Below are 16363 nucleotides of genomic sequence, written 5' to 3'. Positions count from 1 at the left end.
GCGATGGTGCGCCCCGGCGTCAGCCATCGAATTGGATCCACTCGACCGCGACGTCGACCAAAGGGGCGAGAGCACTCCTGTGGGTGGCGCCAGCCCAGGCGCTGAATCCGTTGTCACCACCTTCGTCTGAGACATGCAGGACGAGTCCGGGAGCCACGTAGAAGCGCGTGGGCGCCCAGGGCCAGAACGGACGCAGGGGCACGGGGAGAAGCCCCTCGGTGAGCAGGTCCACCTGCTGTGCTGTGAGCCGGCGGGGAAGTGCAAGGTAGTCGGCACCCATGGAGGCTTCATAGAGCGAGAACTGGATGAGGAAGCCGCTGAGAGGTTCCCGCTCGGCGATCGGAGGTTCGTCGTACTCACGGAGCCAGACGGTCGGATCGACTTCGGGGCCGTCGAGCGTCCACAGCAGCGACCAGAAGAATCCTCCTTGGTTCTCTTCACCGAAGACGAACATCTCCCCCGTCGGGTCGGTCTGAAGCTCGGAGAGGGGAAGGAGCCGGTTCTGCACTCCCAGGCAGCGAGGGCGGTGCTGTGCCAGCCGGTGGAACTGCCTCAGTCCGTGCGGAAGATCCAGGGGAGGTGTCTGTATCGAGACCGGTTCGTCAGTCTCAGACTCAGCGGGATACCAACCGGTGATGAACTCTTCGAGCGCACTGGCCCGGTCGCCACTCACCTGGCTGAGCCACTCCAGGTTCGGGAGATCCACCGACGGAAGGCGAGGACGAACCCGGTCCAAGCTAGGCCTGGTCAAGGGCGAATCAAGTCGAAGGGCGCAGTCGGTGAGAACCTCTTCGTCGCAGTCAGGATGGCGTACGGTTGTGGCCCGCGCCACAGCTCCGGTGCCGAGATACTGAAGGCCTTCCGTGACCCGGACCGTCAGATGAACAGGCAACTTCGGGTCGTCCGTGGACCGCTCCAGAGGTTCTTCCACGAGCCGTTTTTTGACCGGCGTCGGCGTAGGACCAAGGAGGCGTACCTCGTCGGCGTTCCACACGCAGCTCTCGTCGAGGCTGTCCCCGGCTTCCACGATGATCAGTGTCCCGGCATTACCTATGACGACGGTGGCGCTGCCGAAGGTGAAGCTCCCCGGGATCGTCAGGCCACCACAGAGGGCGTACGCCCACTCGTCGTTCACGAGCGGCATCGGGGACACCCCGCGAGAGTGATCAACCATGTCCATATCTTCCTCGACGATCCAAGACCGGTTTCCTGCATAGCGGCCATCGCCGTACTACCGGGCAGAGGTCTGTGAGCAAGGCTTGACATGGGTCATCAAGCCGCGTTGACAGACTTCTGTCGGTCGCCTGCGTTCGGGTCATGGACGCCCTTCGGAGGCGGGAGAACGCCTGAGCCCTACGGGTGGGGACACGTTCGATGTCAGTGGCCCCTTCTAGGATGCCAGCCATGAGCAGATGGATGGGGAATACCCAGGTCCTGGCAGAACAGGCCGCTCAATACCGCGCCCTCGCGGAGCACGGCGATCTGCCTGAGCTGTCTCGCGCCGTCATGCGGGCCGCCTGCAACAACGGCTCCATGACGGGTGTGGGGTTCGAGAACATGGAGCTCCTACGCGCACTGCCCGACAAGGACCGTCTGGAGCTCGCTGGCATATGGGCCCGTTGGTACGTCCGCGTGGAAGACGACTGGTCGACCGAGGAGTTCAGGCGGGATCCGGGATACCTCCGCACCGAACTACTCATGGTTGCTTCCGGAGTCGTCCGTGGCCTCGACGGGGACCTGTTGGCTGCCGAACGCCAGGAACAGCTCTCCCGGTTGAGGGACCAATACCTCATCTGGTCGACCCACCGGATCTGGGAACTGGCCGACGCGGAACTCGCAGCCAGGCGTACTCCCGACACGGCCATACTGGCCGCCTTCCGGCGCACAAGTGCGGCAGCGAACCTGCCGGGCTTCCGTCGCACGCAGGCGGCCGCGAACGGCGCGGAGCCCGGAATGCGGAACCTACTGGGTCATTTTCCTGGTCCGGTACTCAATCCCGGTGAACCGTGGGCCGACGCGGCTCTCAAGGAAGCAACTGCCGGAGGAGGGCCGTGGCAGCGGCTGCTGGAGCATGCGGCCCCCGCGACGGCTGCCGCACCATCGGCGAAGTGGAGACGGACCGGATCGGCCTTGCTGAACGCCGTTGACCCGGAGGAGGCGAGACGGGCAGTACTCAGGTGGTTGGAGCTGGCTCATCTGGATCGAACCTTCCCGCTTCTCGGTCATCCGCACCTCCCGTTCGATGTGAACGCGTGTTTCGACCCGTACAACTCCCACGTGCTACGTGGACTCGCTTGGATGCTTTCCCTCCTTCCGCCTCGGCCTGACACCGTCCATGCCCTCGTCGGCCTCGTCGAGACCTCCCTGGATCATCGGTCCGGAGACGCTCCCCGCTCGCCTCAAGTGGCTGAGGCGGGCATCGTCGCGCTGGCTCTGCTCGGGAATCGGGCAGCACGGACGGAACTGGAGACCCTGAGCAGATGGGTCACGCACAAGGGCACGTCGCAGCGCATACACAAAGCACTCGCGGTGCTCTGATCAGGCCGCGGCCGCTCTTGCCCATACCTGGCTCACCACGCCGTCAGCCACATCGAACGACCGGGACGAGGAGCAGTCCTCCGACCGGCCGGACCCGCCCCGGCAGCGGCGACTCGATCGCGAAGGCCGACCCCTTGCAGGCGTCTCCAGACCCGAGGATGACCACGGCTCTGCCGAGGAAGGGGTGATGAACACGGCTTGACGTGGGTCATCAAGCCTCGCTCACAGCCTCCATCCGTTATCAGGGTGCATCGTGCCGTCCTGGTGACATCGGGGGACGTTCACAGGTCTCCCGAAGGTTCGGCTCGTTGGGCTTGCCAAAGGGATCGCAGTGTGGCGACCGCTCGTCGCGCTGCCTCGCGGGGCTCGGGACGCGGCGCGGGGGTCCTTGGGCCGGCCAGGTCCCGACCGTTGAGTGACCGTGCGGGGACAGTGGTCCAGTCGGCTCGCGCCACCACAGCAACGTGTCCGTTCTCGTGCGCCGTTTCGTCCTGCCAGTCGTCTGGCGGCGCCATGAGGACCTGCAGTGACCGTTCGTCGAGCCACTCCAGTCCCAGAACCTGACGGCCGAAGTCGTTCTCGATGAGAGAAGTCACTGCGCCCGTTTTCAGGTGCAGGAGGAGTAGCTCTCCCTCGAAGAAGTAGCCGCCGTCGTACCTGCCGGTACCTATCGCGAGCAGTGGACGCCGGGGATGGAAGGCCAGCGCGTGCACCGGGAAGCGTGAGCGAATAGCCACACGACGGACAAAGGAACGGCTGTTGCAGACCGCGACCGGCGTAGCGCTTCCGTGAGCATCCGGGCCTGCCACGGCCAGAAGGCCGCGCTGCTCGTCAGGGACAACCAGGAACGGGTCTCCGACGCCAAGGAAGGCCCAGCCATCGGGCGGACGTTCGTCGGAGGCTGCCATGCCGTGATCTTCTCAGCTGTCTGGCTCCGCGCGGTAGCCCGCTGGAGTGAGATCATGAGGGGGTGATGAAGTGGATCAAGAGGACGGCTCCGATGGAGCAATCCGTGAGTGAACCGGGACTCTCCGCCTACCAGCGGGCTCTACGAGACCGATTGCTCGCTGCCCCTGTCGTTCCCGCGCCCGCGCCCTGGCGGCCCGTCTTCGAGTACGCGTACGGCGTCCCTGTCGGTGGACTGCTCGGCATCGGCTTCGCGGCGCATCCCGACAGTGGCCATGACCTGGTCATGGCCGTCTCGCACGATGGCCACGGGCTCTTCGACGCCGTCACCGGCGAGAAGATCGCCAGGGACCGCGACCTCGACCCCGAGGACAGCACCCCTGACGCAGTTGCCGACCTGACCTGCCCCGGGCTGGGGCCGATCACCGGAAGCCGCGTACGCATCGCGGGACTCTTCGGCGGTGGGCTTCACACCACTACCGGGGACGGCTGGACCCTAGAGGTCGTCGCCCCGGCCTGGCCGAACGACCGTGTCCTGCTGTCCAGTGATGGCGGGTTGCCCCACGCCGGTCCGCACGGAGAGAAGTGGTGGCACATCTTTCACTCGAACTACTCCACATTCCGCGCAGCCGGCTTCTCACCTTCCGGGCAGACAATTGCCGTGGCGACAAGCAGCGACCTGTCGCTCTGGACACGCCGGAGTGGCGACAGCCATTCGGACGCCGCCCAGGTCTGACCGGACCAGACTGCTTACCCTGGCCAACGAATACCGGCCAGGTGCGATCCGGAATCGTCCAGTGCCCGTTCCAGTGAGAAAAGCAGGCCGCGCTGCTGGTGCGACCGGGCACGGCGCATGTCAGGCGGTCCTGGTGGACGCCCGGCTTACCACGTATGCGAACGGCAGAGCTACGAGTGCCGCTGCCGCCAGGGCGAGCAGCACCACGATCGCCGGATTGACCCAGGGCGGGACGATCTCCACGCCGCTTCAAACCGTGCTGAGCGGGAAGTAGCTGTGCGAGTCCGGGTAGGTCCTGACGCCCATCCTGACCATGCAGGTCTTGTCCCCGTAGAACCCGGGTGAGTAGAGCAGATCGGCGTAGCTGAAGATCAGGAGCGCGCTGGTCGCAGCGAGTCCGGTGCCGAGCGCCAAGGGCCTGGGGCTCGCCAGACGTGGCCTGCCTCCTTCCCGCACCCGTCGCACCGCATGCGTGACGAGACCGGTCACAGTTGCCGTGAGCGCCAGCGCAGCAGGCAGGGCAGAGAAAAAGAGGAGCATGAGGGATGCTCGCACGCGGCATGCCGACTTACGTTCCTCGCCGGCAACTCCCCCGCCCTGGACACGGGGTTGGCGCCTGGGCAGTACCGCGACAAGGGACTGTGAACACGGCTTGACATGGATCAAGCCGTCGTTCCTGTGGATGATGTACCGCTGCGGCTGGGGCACGAAGGCAGGACAGGAGACCGTTCTCGCGGTCGAGATCGCTCGCGACGGCTTCGAGTGGGCGCTGCGGCACGCGTGCCTGTCGAGTTACGTCCGCGGGGTACATCCCGACCGGGCCACCTGGCAGCGCCGGTTGAAGCGTGCGCCCACCCGTGTGCAGTGGGACCCGGAGCGCGACCTTCACCTGCGGCCCCTGCCGTACCGGTCCCTACAGCTCGGCCTCTCTGGTGAGGCCGCACGACGCTACGCGGACGAATGGACGGTCTCCATCAGCGACGTGACCCCACTCGCCCACGAGATCCACGCACACGTCGGCAGCGGCGACCTGGCCGCCGCGACCCGACTGCTGCCCCAGGAGCGGCCGTACCCGGCCGGAGACGAACTCACCGCGCACCTGCGCTCGTGACCGAGGGGCCCGCTGAGCGGCCCGCTGCCGCCGATGGGCCGCACGACAGCGCAGGCCGGTCGGGCCGGGAGCGTCCCGTAGCGGGCTCAGGCCCGGTCGGCTACCGCTCCGTACCTTCTGCCGCCGGAGCGATACCCGCCGGACAGGACACCCCCGTCCCTACGAGGGTGTACCTATGTGACCCATGACGAACTCCACGGTCAAGAGGGGCACTTCGGGTGCGAGGCGAGCAGCGATCTACTGCCGGATCAGCCAGGACCGGGGTGGTGCAGGACTCGGCGTCGCGCGCCAGGAGGAGGACTGCCGGGCATTATGCGCCCGCGTGGGATGGGATGTAGTAGCCGTGCACACGGACAACGACGTCAGCGCGTACTCCGGAGCGCCGCGGCCGGCGTGGCAAGAACTGTTGACTGCGGTGAAGAGGGGCGAGGTCGACGCGATCGCGGTATGGCACGTGGACAGGCTGACACGTTCGCCGCGCGAGCTGGAAGACGTCATTGACCTTGCCGATCGCCGGGGCGTCGAGCTGGCCACGGTCAGCGGGGAAATCGACCTTGCGACACCGACCGGTCGCATGGTCGCCCGCATGTTGGGAGCTGCCGCGCGCCATGAGGCGGAGCACAAGGCCGAACGACAGAAGCGCCAGCGTCGCCAGGCCGCCGAGGCGGGGCGGGTGGCCGGGGGAGGGAAGCGGCCATTCGGATACGAGGACGACCGTGTGACGATATGTGAGAGCGAGGCCGAGGCCATACGCGAAGGAGTTCGGCGCATACTTGCGAACGAGAGCCTGGCGAGCATCTGTCGGGATTGGCAGGCACGGGGGATCACGAGCCCGGCAGGTAAGCCGTGGAAGCCCTCTGGACTGCGCCGCTTGCTGGCGTCTGCTCGGATCAGCGGCCGTCGCGAACACACGCCGCGTGGTTCGTGGGGAAGCACGCGCCCGCTGCTTGGGGAGATCGTTGCCGATGCCGTCTGGCCGGGCATCATCAGCCATGATGACTCGGATCGCGTCCGGCGGATTCTCAGCGACCCGGCCCGGAGGCGCAACGTGGAGGGCACGACCAAGCGAAGCTATCTGCTCACCAGTGTCCTGCACTGCTGGAAGCCGAAGGCAGACGGAACCCCGTGCGGTTGGGGCATGGTGGGCCGGCCGAGGAGCGGCGTGCCACGCTACGTTTGCCCCAACACTCCTGGTACGGACTCCTGCGCCGGTACGGCCACGAATGCCGAGCGGACGGACGATCACGTGCGGGACATGGTGTTGGCCGCTCTGGAGTCTCCGGCGTTCATGCAGCGCCTACGCGATCAGGACTACGTCGGCAAAGGGTTGTACGACGAGATCCGGGAAGACGAGGAGGAACTCGAAGCCCTAGCGAAGGACATGGGCGAGCGAAGGATCAGCCGTAAGGAATGGATGATCGCCCGTCAGTCAATTGAGGAGCGACTTGACGTGAACCGGGCGAAGCTGGCGAAGGTTTCCCGGATCGCAGTCCTCAGTGGTTTTGTGGGCACCTTTGAGGATATGCAGGCCCGATGGAAGAAGATGAACAACTCCCAGCGCAGAGCCATCATCACGGCGTGCGTCCGGTCGATCGAGGTGCGTCCAGCGAATCCGCGCAAGCGGTGGGATGTTGATCGTTTCGTGTTCGACTGGATCGCCTAACTCCCGCCCGCCTGAGCATAGGTTTGCGCTCACCTGTCGAATCATGAGGGCTGGTGGAGGGCCACAAGCGGACTCCATGTTGGGCCGGTTGCCGTCGGATGCGTAGTTTGCTCCGCGCAACTGAGCCGCCGAAGCGGATCCTTCTAGAGCATTCGCCAGACAGGGGTGGGGCGAATGTGGTACATCCATGCCCATGCCAAGTTCATCCATGACAACGATCCTCGCCGCATCCGCGGCCGCAGTTGGAGCCGTCGTGGCAGCGGGCGTGACGTCATGGGGGGCAGGGCGGGCACCGAAAATCACAGGGAAAGAGGATCGCAGGAAGCGCAACGAGGAGAAGTACGATCTCGCAGACAAGGCCTGCTCGAAAGTGGCGGACTTGATGAGAGGCATGTATCTGGATGCCGAATCAAGAAATAATCTGATCCAGTATAGATTATATACCCCGAACTACTCCGAGCCTGACTTGCGAACGAGGTTTCTTGAAGTTTGGTCCATTGCATCGGAAAATCTCTCAATGTCAAACTTTGAGTCCATTTATGGGCAGCGAGAGAAATTCGAAAGGCATTTGCGCGAGTACGACAGGGTTTGCCTGCATCCACCTGATCCGAACACTGCAGATTTCCAGATCCTGACAAATATTGCTGCTTCTTTGAAAAGTGCCAGTCGAGAGACGGCGGTAATGGCAAAAGACTGCCTCGCGAGTTACGCTCTGCGGCTTGGATTGCGCATTGGCTAGAAATGCAGAGCTTCTGCCCACTTTTCTGCGATAAGCTGGCCCGTTCGGAGAGATCCGGCTGAAATTTAATGAGATCGATCGTCGGCAAGTCTTGGTGAATCGCATTCCGGCTGGACCAGTAAAAGGGCGCGGACAACTTTCTCGATGATTGCCAGATCCTCAATGACCGGTGGTAGCCCCTGTCGGGCGCGTGACGCAGCAACTCGTGTTCGAAGCTCATCCGGCACCAAGTGCGTCCCCCCTAATGGACGAGACAGCGCTGTGCGCCGCTTCCCGGGCGGCCGCCAAGTCGTCAGCGACTCCGGCGGCGATGAGTGCGGCGCCCGGGGTGTGGCCTGAGCCTGCGTAGCGCCAGTTCCGTTCCGTTGCGGTGTCGGGCAGGTCGGTGTGGCCCATGTGGGTGGCGCGTTCGGTGCGGAGCGCTGCGTATGTCGTCGAGTAGGCGCGGGATTTGGTGAGGATGTGGCCCCGGTAGCCGAGGGTGTGGGTCCAGGTGCGCAGGTTGAGCTGCCCGTACTCAGGCAGGCCGCCCAATCTCCAGCAGGCGCGCATGAGGCTGCGGACGTGTGCGTTAACGGGTGCTGTCTCGATGCCTGCGCAACTGGTGACCTTGTGGTCGAGGCCGGCGCCGGTGTCGCTGGCTCCCTTGGTGACGTACTTGGCGACGTACGCGGCTACCGCGTCATCAGCGGGTCCGTCGCCGTCGGCGCGCAGAGGCCGGGCATCGACCTGGGCGCCCCAGCCCAAGGCTCGTTCTCCTATGGCCGGGCTGTAACGGGTGTGGACCAGAACCCGCCCGGCGGAGGCATGAACTGCACGGGCGAGTAGTTCGGTCGTCCCCCAAGCCGGAGGGTCTTCGTCGGGCCCGGTCGGGCCGTCGAGGCGGACGATGGCGTGGACGTGGACGGCTGCCCGTTTCTGGTACTCGGCAACGCGGGCGAAGGACAGCCGGGCGTGCTGGGCGAAGCGGGACTGTACGAGGCCGGCCGAAGAGGCGAGGCACCGCCGTACGTCGATGACGAACCGGTCCCACAGCTTGGATGCATGTGCGTGCCAGAGGACGTGGCCGGTGTAGTCGTAGCAGTCGGGGCACAGTGGTTGGCCGACGATCGGGGCATCGGAGGTATGGGCAGCTCCGCAGCCGAGGGGACGGCCGTGCTCGCAGGTACCGCCGTCGCGGCGGGGTCGGCAGACGTCCGTCGCCCGGTGGACGGGTCCGAAGGACGGAGCAGTCAGGGTGACGAAGAGACGGGGCCGGTAGCGGACGGCGGCGGGGACGTTCTTGCCCCCGAGAAGGCCCGCGCGGACGAGGTGGAAGGTGTCTCCGGCGTGGAGGTGGGAGCAGGCCGGGCAGACGGTGGCGCGGCGGTTGCGGCACCGGACGAGGAGACGTTCGCCGGGTTCGTTGCGGGTGTCGTAGTGATGGAGGATCTCGCCGGTTGCGCTGTCCAGGGTGGTGGTGGAGCCGGTGAGATGGATGGGGTGAGCACACCCGCCAGTGGCAGTGATCTGCTCCAGCCAGCGGGCGAACTGGGGGTCTTTTGCGATGCGGATTGCGTCGCGGTCGGTTTCGGGGAGTTGACGCAGGCGCGCCGCGCGGTCGAGGGCGGCGCGCCTGTCGGCCGGGGTGGTGGGGTGCGGGGTGATGGTGGTGACCTTCCGGGGTGGGCCGCCGTAGCGGCACGGGTGAGGGGTAGCGGTGGTGGCGCGTCGTCGGTCATGGGGATCACTCCGTTTCTTGGTCAGGGATGATTTGGCAGTTCAGCGGATGGTGCCGGTACCGCGGCAAACGCGGCAGCGTCGGATGCGGCCGGTCCAGGTCTTGCGGGCGCCGTCCCCCTTGCACTGGGGGCACCTCACGCGAGGCATGGGCATGGCTGGGGTGTCCTTTCTGCTCAGGTGTGGGAGAAGCCGCTGATGATCCAGGTCACGAGCCCGTGGACGGTAAAGAGCACGGGGGTCTGGCCGAGGTAGAGGCCGAAGAGTCCGACGCACACCGCTTCCCACGCGCGGACGTTGCGGGAGCGGACGAGGAGGACGGTGATGATCCCGAAGACCACCGCGAACATGAACACCGCACCTTCGCTGATCACTTGTGCTCTCCTTCCACCGCCGCGAGGGCGCGGGTGACGAGGGGCAGTTCCGGGGTCATCGCGGAGTACTTCCGTGCCGTTGCCACGGCCTCATCGGTCGGTGTCAGGTGCGAGCGGGCACGGCTCCAGCCGCCGTCCGGCCCGGTACACACGGCCACGCCGCGCTCTTCGGGGGTGATGGATTGGGCGACGGCGACGGCGTCTTTGTTGAGGTCGCCGAGGGTCATTTCCGCGGTGCCGGGGTCGTTGACCCGGTGGCAGATCCGGCCGCCGAGCTGGGCACGCAGGGCGGTGACCCCGGAGCCGAGGTCGGAGCCGACGCGTTGGCCGGCCACGACCAGGTGGATACCGAGGGCGGCACCGAGCTGGGCCAGCCGCAGCAGGAGCGTGGAACACTGCTCGGCTTCCGCCTTGCTCTCGCGGGTGCCGTCCGACAGATACAGCTCGGCGATCTCGTCGACCAGGACCACGACCGGCACCGGGCGGAGCTTGTCCGGCAGTTCCCAGACGGAGCGGACCCCGGCCGACCGGCAGGCACTCATCCGGTCTTGCATGTCGATCACTAGGGCGGAGAGCACGGCGACCGCTTCACGGCGGCAGGTCGCCAGCGCACTGAGTCGTGCGGTGAACAGGCCGAGTTCCATGCCGCCTTTGCAGTCGATGCCGACCAGGGCGACGCGTTGCGTGGCGAGCTGGGTGATGAGCCGGGCCAGCAGTGTCGACTTGCCGGACCGGGTGGCTCCGGCGATCAGCCAGTGCGGGACCAGGCGCAGATTCATCACCCACGCCCCGCCTGTCTCCAGCGCCCCGATCAGTACGGAGAGCAGTTCGGCCGGAGCCGTGGCTAAGCCGGGCCGCTCCAGCGGGTCGTGCGCCATGGCGGTCAGCAGCACGACGCCGCGTTCCGGGGAGGTGACCCGTACGGCGTGCACCTTCCACGCGTGCACGAAGGCATCGGCCGCCTTCACGTACGTCGCCGGGGTCTGTCCCGCGTGCAGCCGCACCACCACGCTCAGCCCCATCGAGGTGGCGCGAGGGAACGAGCAACGCGGGGCCACCGGCCGCACCGGGTCACCCTTGACCAGCAGGTGACCGAGGTGCGTGCGCGACGGAAGCCGGGAGATGGCGAGGTCGTTGAGTACGGCGATCCGCCGCCAGGTGGCCACCACTCGCCAGGCGGTCACCGGGTAGCCGACTATGTACCAGTGCCAGGCAGGGCGATGCCGGCGGACCAGGTCCCCGACAACCAGCACCCAGGCCAGCACCGCAAGCCCGAGCGCGAGCAGGATCGGACTCATCACGCGCCACCGCCCTTGCCCTGCGCCGGTGCTGCCGGAACGGGCGTGATGGCTTCGGCCCGGAAGCTGACGCCGTGCCGCTCGCCCATCGACCAGACGAAGGCCGTCAGGCCGGTGACGCGGACGATCTGCCCTTCCTCGATGCCTTTCGGAACGCCGGACACAGCGATCTCGATGACGGAGATCCGTCGCCCGTCCTGCCGCACGGTGACCGCGACGGTGTAGACGGGGTTGCCTTCTCGGTCCCTCTTCACCTCCTGCGTTTCGTGATTGCTGAGCTTTGCTTCCGGCGCGATGGCGCACCGCAGTACGCCCAGTCGTGCCGTGTCCACGGGAATGGACTGCATGGTGATTGGCCTCCTTGGCCGCTGGGACACCAGCAACATGCTGACGTCACTTGTCCTTACGAGTTACGACTATGAAGTCCTGTACGGCGCCCCCGCAACTACTTATGCTGACGAGTGATGTCGCGCGTGCGACGTGACTATGACCTCACCCCGGGAGATCCCGAGATGTCAGAGATCCAGCGCCCCGGAGCCCTGTACCAGCAGGTGGCCGCAGCGATCCGCGAAGCGATCCTGTCCGGGGAGTTCGCGCCCGAGTCCCTGCTGCCGTCCGAGGCCCAGCTCATGGCCCGTTACGGCGTCTCGCGCCCCACGGTCCGCAACGCCATCGCGGCCCTGCGCGCCGAAGGGCTCATCGACGTCCGCCACGGCAAGGGCAGCTTCGTACGCACCAGCGGACACCCCGTCCTGACCATCGAGCGCCGCATCAGCCGCACGGCCGAGGGCAAGTTCGTGATGCCCAACGGCGACATCTGGCAGGAGACCGAACAGCCCAGCACCTACCGCACCCGCACCACGAAGGAAACTGGCCGCCTCCTCCAACTCGGCGAGGAGGAAGCACTGTTCGGCTGTGACCGGCTCCTCGTCGATCCCAGCACCGGGACCCGTGCCATGCACCGGACGCTGATCCCGTTCGAGGTCGCCGAGGCTGTTCCGCTCCTCGGCAAGGAGCCGTGCAAGCCTCCCGCCGCGATCTACCGGCTGCTCACCCAGGCCGGACACGAGCTGTCCTGGACCGAGACGGTACGCGCGCACATGCCGCTGCCCGACCAGCGAACCGCCCTCCAGCTCCCGGACGCGACACCGATCCTGCACGTTGCTCGCGTCGCGCACGATGCCGACGAACGCCCGGTGTTTCTCGAAGAACTCCGCTTCGGCGCGGACCGTGCCGAACTCGCCTACCGGATCACCGCCGACAAGCAGCCCACGCCACGCACCCGCGCCTGAGCGGCGGGGATGATCGGTCGAAATGGCCTTCACTTCCTCAAGGGCGCGCCTGCGGCGCGCCGGGGCGCCCGGCCGCCCCGGCCGGGCGTGCGGCGTGACCGCCGGTCCCGTCCGGACGGCCGGCGCCCCACACCGCAGCACCCCCAAGAAGTCGAGGCGACGACCGGCCGTCGCAGGCCAGGGCCCACGGGGCCGGGGGTCGACGCCCTCCGAGACTTTAGGCAGCCACCATGGGGCGAGCCTCGAAGAACAGGGGGCCCATCGGGCACAACCGCGGGCAGCACCAGTGCCTGCCCGATTCGCCGGGCCAGCGTAGGGCCCCCTGTTCACTCGCCCCATGGCAGCTCCAGCCCAAAGTCTCTCCGGCCGACGACGTGCCCACGCGCACCGCTCACCAGCTGAAAAGCCGTTCACGACGCACCACCGTCACGATCCGGGCAGGTCTCCAGCAGTCGCGCGAGGTGCTCTACCGCACCAGGCCAGCCGGTCAGCCGCACCACCCCGCGGCCGTCCTCGTTCGTCGACGCCACGGCCCGCACGGCGGGCACTTCGAACCCCAAGCCGAGCAGCGCCCGGTTTAACCGATCGGCGGTCTCACGCGCCTCGCGCCACCCGCCGATGTAGTCGACACCGGAGACCCAGAGACCCGAGTCCGCGCCCGGCGCGTCGAGACCGTCACTCAGCCAGCCCTCACCCGAGCCAGTCACCTTGTCCACCTCTGCCCTGATCTAGATAACGGATCGTCAATTTCGTTTGGTCAGGGCCAGAAAGCAGCACGACGGCCCCGGTACCATCAGGCACCGGGGACCGCCGTGTTCCCAGCCGGGCCACCCTTCGCTTTCCAGGGCTGACGGGGTGGCCCGGCCTATATGAGGATCTGAAGCGCGGCCCCTCACTCGGGAGGGGAGCCCCCGGACCTACGAGAGGCCGCGCCCTTTGGCCGGAGTGGTCAGCCTCCAGCCGGTGACCGGGTCGCCGCCCGCTCCCGATCGCGAGGGAGCAGACAAGGGCGGTGGCCCGGTGTCAGTCAGGCCGAGTGCTCGGCCCAGAGTCGGTCGAGATCGAGGCGGCACCACACGGTCTTGCCGCCGCCGTTGAGTCCTGGCGACCACCACACCGCATCGGCCAGGCGCTGAACGATGAACAGCCCGCGCCCCCGATCAGGCAACAGCGCCTCGATGAAGTCACCCGCCAACTCCGGCGAAATGAACTCGCCCGCCGGAAGATCGGGCGGAGTGGAGTCCTCATCCGAGACGCCGATCCCCAGCAGATCGGGATAGGTCATCAGCCACACATCGATACGCCGCGCGGCACCAGGCATCGCAAGGCGGTTGTCAGGGACCGCATGGTGGACGGCGTTGCCGACCAGCTCGGACACGACGAGCCGCGCGTCATCGACCGCGTACGTCAATCCCCAGGTCTGGAGATAGCAGCCGACCATGTCACGCGCTGCCTTCACACAGTCCGGATCCTCAGCATGGAGCGTCAGCGCCCGGAAATGACCGTTGTCCGGATCGTGCACCGAGCGGTGCGGGGCGACCGTCACCGAGGCGTTCGCTGAGTGTTTGCTCTGCTGCACTTCCACCGCGTTCCCTCCGGAGCACTGGCGAGCCTTGTGACCCACCGATCTGTGCCGACCAGTGAACGGCGCCCGAGGTCAAGGCGGGAGCGTTCACAAGGGGGTTCACGTGAACACCGGCAAACCCAAGGGGGGTTCGCGAATGAACCCCCAGGGCGATACTGCTGTGACAGGATGAATACTCGCCGTCATTCTCGGGTTGGCAGGGGAGCATGAGCCGAGAGCCAAACGCGCAGTTGATCGCCGTCATGAGTGAAGCGAAGATCTCGAACAAGGGCCTCGCGAAACGCATGACAGACGAGGCCGGCCGACGAGGCATCGAGCTGGGCACAACGCACGTCGCCGTACAGCGATGGCGCCACGGCTCAAGCATCAGGCCACAGACAGCCGCGATCATGGCAGACGTTCTCTCGGCAAAGCTCGGCCGCCGCATCACACCCGGAGATCTCGGCTTCTTCGGCAGCACCAAGGCGACCACGCCGGAGCCCATTGGCTACCCAAGCACCGTTCCAGACGTCTTATCCATGCTCGACAGACTGGCCCAGGAGCGCGCAGAAGCCCCGGCAGCAGCAGAACTCGTCATCGCGGAAGGCGACCTCAGTTCCGCGGTCCTGTCATGGATGATCGCTCGCCCCGACGGCATCCACGCCCACAAACCCGCTCACCAACGAGTGGGCATGCGCGACGTCCGCGCGATCCGAGATGCCGCCGACATGTTCATGCAACTGGACTTCAAGTACGGCGGAGGCCACGGCCACAAAGCGCTGCGGCACTACTTCCGCCACGAGGTGCTCCCCCTCCTGGACGCGAGCTACAGCCAAAAGGTCGGCACAGCACTGTTCAGCGCAGCCGCCGAGGTCTCCCAGTTGCTGGCGTGGACCGCATACGACACGGGGAACCACCGGCTCGCCCACCGCTACCTGACGTCCACCCTGCGCCTCACGCAAGTCGTCGATGACCGCATGTTCGGCGCCCGCATCCTCGGCAACCTCAGCCACCAAGCCAACTACCTCGGCAGCCACGCACAGGCTATCCAATTGGCCCGCGCCGCCGTCGAGGGCGCCAAGGGCCGAGCCACCCCGCGCGCCATGGCCAACTACTCAGCCATGGAAGCCCGCGCCCTTTCCAACGCAGGCGACGGCACCGCAGCCAGCAGGGCAATGAGAGAGGCAGAGCGCCACTTCGAGCGCGCCCACACAGCAGACGATCCCGCATGGCTGCGCTACTTCGACGAAGCAGAACTCATGGGCGAACTCTGCCACTGCTTCCGGGACCTCAAGATGCGCCGCGAGGCAGTCGAGCAAGCCCAGCGCGCCGTGGACAGCACCGACCCGAAGTACGCACGAACCCTTGGGTTCTGCCGCATGGTCCTTGCGCAGAGTCAGCTACTCAACGGCGAGTTGGAAGCAGCCGTCACCACAGCAAGCCTCGCAGTCGACGGCGGCGACTCCCTCCAGTCCACCCGCTTCCAGCGCTACGTCACCGACTTCCAAGCCGAGGTCAGCACCCACGCCACCAATCCCACTGTGGTCGCCTTCAGTGAGAAGGTGCACGACGCACTCGCCCGCCTGGACGAGGACGACGACTAGTACTCCACTCTGGTTTCGCGATCTTGCGTCAGGTCCCGGCTGGGAACGGGTACGGCCACCGCGTGATCATCGGGGGCTGTGTGGACTCCTGAAGATCGTGCGTTGGCCGCAGGCCATAGCGTAGACCCTGCCCGCTGGCGGGAAATGTTCGACCAGGCCATGGCCCGGATCGCGGGGCGGTTCAAACGAGTTGAACCTCGGACAGCAGCTCGCGCCTACCTGCTCGGGCTGCTGTCGAGTGTCGAGCGGAAGAATTGCTGGCAGCTGGCCGAGCAGGCGGGCTAGACCCGGCCCGGACCGATGCAGCGTCCACGGGGCCATCGTCGACGGGTCGGTTGAGGGGCATTCATCAGCATCGTTCGCCGGCGCGGAGAAGCATCAATCCCCATCACCGCCCCATCGATTCACGCGACGATGGCGGCCGGGAGAGCGCTACTGCGGCGGGGGAAGGTGCCCAGGCTAGACGACGGGGACTGACAGACGAGATTAAGGTCAAGAGCGGGTCCTTGGCCCCAGAGGCGCTGCAACACGGCCTTGTGGTAGATGAAGCGGCCAGTCTCGTCGACCGCGTACAACCAGAGCACGAAGCGGAGCTGCTCGCGCGTTGAAGCGTCAGGCCCGCCGTCCTCGGCCTTCAGGAACTCCGCGCACCACCGGGCGATCTGCCAGCCGAGCGTGCGCTCGGGGAGCTTCCAGATTCTGTCCTGCTCCCGCAGCCATGTGGGGCCGAGGAAGGTCGGTTCGAGGGCGTCGATCTCCTCGTCGGCGAGCTGTGCCGCCAAGGCCCACCTCCACGAACGAACACCCGGAGCTACTCGG

General features: G+C 66.5%; 17 protein-coding genes and 1 pseudogene. 8 read left to right on the top strand and 10 right to left on the bottom strand.

All coding sequences use genetic code 11. The annotated features are described in order from the left end of the window. Positions 1-19: 19 nt before the first annotated feature. Positions 20-1144 (bottom strand): hypothetical protein, encoded by a 1125-nt coding sequence (locus DN051_RS15615; RefSeq protein ID WP_162624940.1) that lies wholly within the window; start codon positions 1142-1144, stop codon positions 20-22. 260 nt (positions 1145-1404) lie between these two features. Between DN051_RS15615 and DN051_RS15610 the strand changes: the two genes are divergently transcribed. Beyond that, on the top strand, positions 1405-2538 hold the full coding sequence (locus DN051_RS15610; RefSeq protein ID WP_162624939.1) for a hypothetical protein: 1134 nt from the start codon (positions 1405-1407) through the stop codon (positions 2536-2538). A 281-nt stretch (positions 2539-2819) separates the two neighbouring features. On the opposite strand, the gene DN051_RS45065 is transcribed toward DN051_RS15610, so the two are convergent. After that, complete coding sequence (locus DN051_RS45065; RefSeq protein ID WP_162624938.1) at positions 2820-3446, bottom strand: hypothetical protein; 627 nt, start codon at positions 3444-3446, stop codon at positions 2820-2822. 65 nt (positions 3447-3511) lie between these two features. On the opposite strand from DN051_RS45065, the gene DN051_RS15600 reads away from it, so the two are divergent. Then, entirely contained in the window at positions 3512-4180 is a 669-nt protein-coding gene (locus tag DN051_RS15600) for a hypothetical protein (protein ID WP_112438926.1), read from the top strand. 249 nt (positions 4181-4429) lie between these two features. On the opposite strand, the gene DN051_RS45060 is transcribed toward DN051_RS15600, so the two are convergent. Then, positions 4430-4594 carry a hypothetical protein gene (locus DN051_RS45060; protein WP_162624937.1) on the bottom strand — a complete coding sequence of 55 codons (165 nt, stop codon included), beginning with the start codon at positions 4592-4594 and terminating at the stop codon, positions 4430-4432. A 124-nt stretch (positions 4595-4718) separates the two neighbouring features. Here DN051_RS45060 and DN051_RS15590 point away from each other — a divergent pair, with 124 nt between their 5' ends. From DN051_RS15590 to DN051_RS45055, 3 genes are all read left to right on the top strand, one after another. Next, complete coding sequence (locus DN051_RS15590; RefSeq protein ID WP_112438924.1) at positions 4719-5291, top strand: DUF4291 domain-containing protein; 573 nt, start codon at positions 4719-4721, stop codon at positions 5289-5291. Positions 5292-5475: 184 nt separating this feature from the next. After that, a complete protein-coding gene (locus DN051_RS15585; protein WP_112438923.1) occupies positions 5476-6954 on the top strand; it encodes a recombinase family protein in 1479 nt (492 codons plus the stop codon). A 208-nt stretch (positions 6955-7162) separates the two neighbouring features. Then, positions 7163-7693: a hypothetical protein gene (locus DN051_RS45055; protein WP_162624936.1), complete on the top strand. Its 531-nt coding sequence runs from the start codon at positions 7163-7165 to the stop codon at positions 7691-7693. Between the two features lie 216 nt (positions 7694-7909). Here the strand turns inward: DN051_RS45055 and DN051_RS15580 are convergent, their stop codons facing one another. The 4 genes from DN051_RS15580 to DN051_RS15565 form a co-directional block, all read right to left on the bottom strand. Continuing rightward, the gene (locus DN051_RS15580; RefSeq protein ID WP_112438922.1) at positions 7910-9280 is read right to left on the bottom strand and encodes a replication initiator; all 1371 of its coding nucleotides are present in this window, start codon (positions 9278-9280) and stop codon (positions 7910-7912) included. Positions 9281-9588: 308 nt separating this feature from the next. Beyond that, positions 9589-9786, bottom strand: coding sequence for a hypothetical protein (locus DN051_RS15575; protein ID WP_112438921.1), 198 nt, complete (start codon positions 9784-9786; stop codon positions 9589-9591). Next, complete coding sequence (locus tag DN051_RS15570; RefSeq protein ID WP_112438920.1) at positions 9783-11084, bottom strand: FtsK/SpoIIIE domain-containing protein; 1302 nt, start codon at positions 11082-11084, stop codon at positions 9783-9785. Before DN051_RS15570 ends, DN051_RS15575 begins: the two co-directional genes overlap by 4 nt. Further along, positions 11084-11431: an SCO3933 family regulatory protein gene (locus DN051_RS15565; protein ID WP_112438919.1), complete on the bottom strand. Its 348-nt coding sequence runs from the start codon at positions 11429-11431 to the stop codon at positions 11084-11086. Before DN051_RS15565 ends, DN051_RS15570 begins: the two co-directional genes overlap by 1 nt. Before the next feature lie 165 nt (positions 11432-11596). On the opposite strand from DN051_RS15565, the gene DN051_RS15560 reads away from it, so the two are divergent. After that, entirely contained in the window at positions 11597-12376 is a 780-nt protein-coding gene (locus DN051_RS15560) for a GntR family transcriptional regulator (protein WP_112442291.1), read from the top strand. A 410-nt stretch (positions 12377-12786) separates the two neighbouring features. On the opposite strand, the gene DN051_RS15555 is transcribed toward DN051_RS15560, so the two are convergent. After that, positions 12787-13083 (bottom strand): hypothetical protein, encoded by a 297-nt coding sequence (locus DN051_RS15555; RefSeq protein ID WP_112442289.1) that lies wholly within the window; start codon positions 13081-13083, stop codon positions 12787-12789. Between the two features lie 320 nt (positions 13084-13403). Next, positions 13404-13961, bottom strand: a complete 558-nt coding sequence (locus tag DN051_RS15550) for an ATP-binding protein (protein ID WP_112438918.1) — start codon at positions 13959-13961, stop codon at positions 13404-13406. 242 nt (positions 13962-14203) lie between these two features. On the opposite strand from DN051_RS15550, the gene DN051_RS15545 reads away from it, so the two are divergent. Then, a complete protein-coding gene (locus DN051_RS15545; RefSeq protein ID WP_484420467.1) occupies positions 14204-15544 on the top strand; it encodes an NsdA family TPR-like regulatory protein in 1341 nt (446 codons plus the stop codon). Positions 15545-15703: 159 nt separating this feature from the next. Then, a pseudogene (locus DN051_RS46495) lies at positions 15704-15826 on the top strand (IS701 family transposase); the annotation flags it as partial. A 122-nt stretch (positions 15827-15948) separates the two neighbouring features. Here the strand turns inward: DN051_RS46495 and DN051_RS15535 are convergent. Next, entirely contained in the window at positions 15949-16326 is a 378-nt protein-coding gene (locus tag DN051_RS15535; RefSeq protein WP_199314939.1) for a hypothetical protein, read from the bottom strand. Between the last annotated feature and the right edge of the window lie 37 nt (positions 16327-16363).

Source organism: Streptomyces cadmiisoli (genome assembly GCF_003261055.1).
Classification (GTDB): Bacteria; Actinomycetota; Actinomycetes; order Streptomycetales; family Streptomycetaceae; genus Streptomyces; species Streptomyces cadmiisoli.
This window is presented reverse-complemented; position numbering and strand designations above follow the sequence as displayed.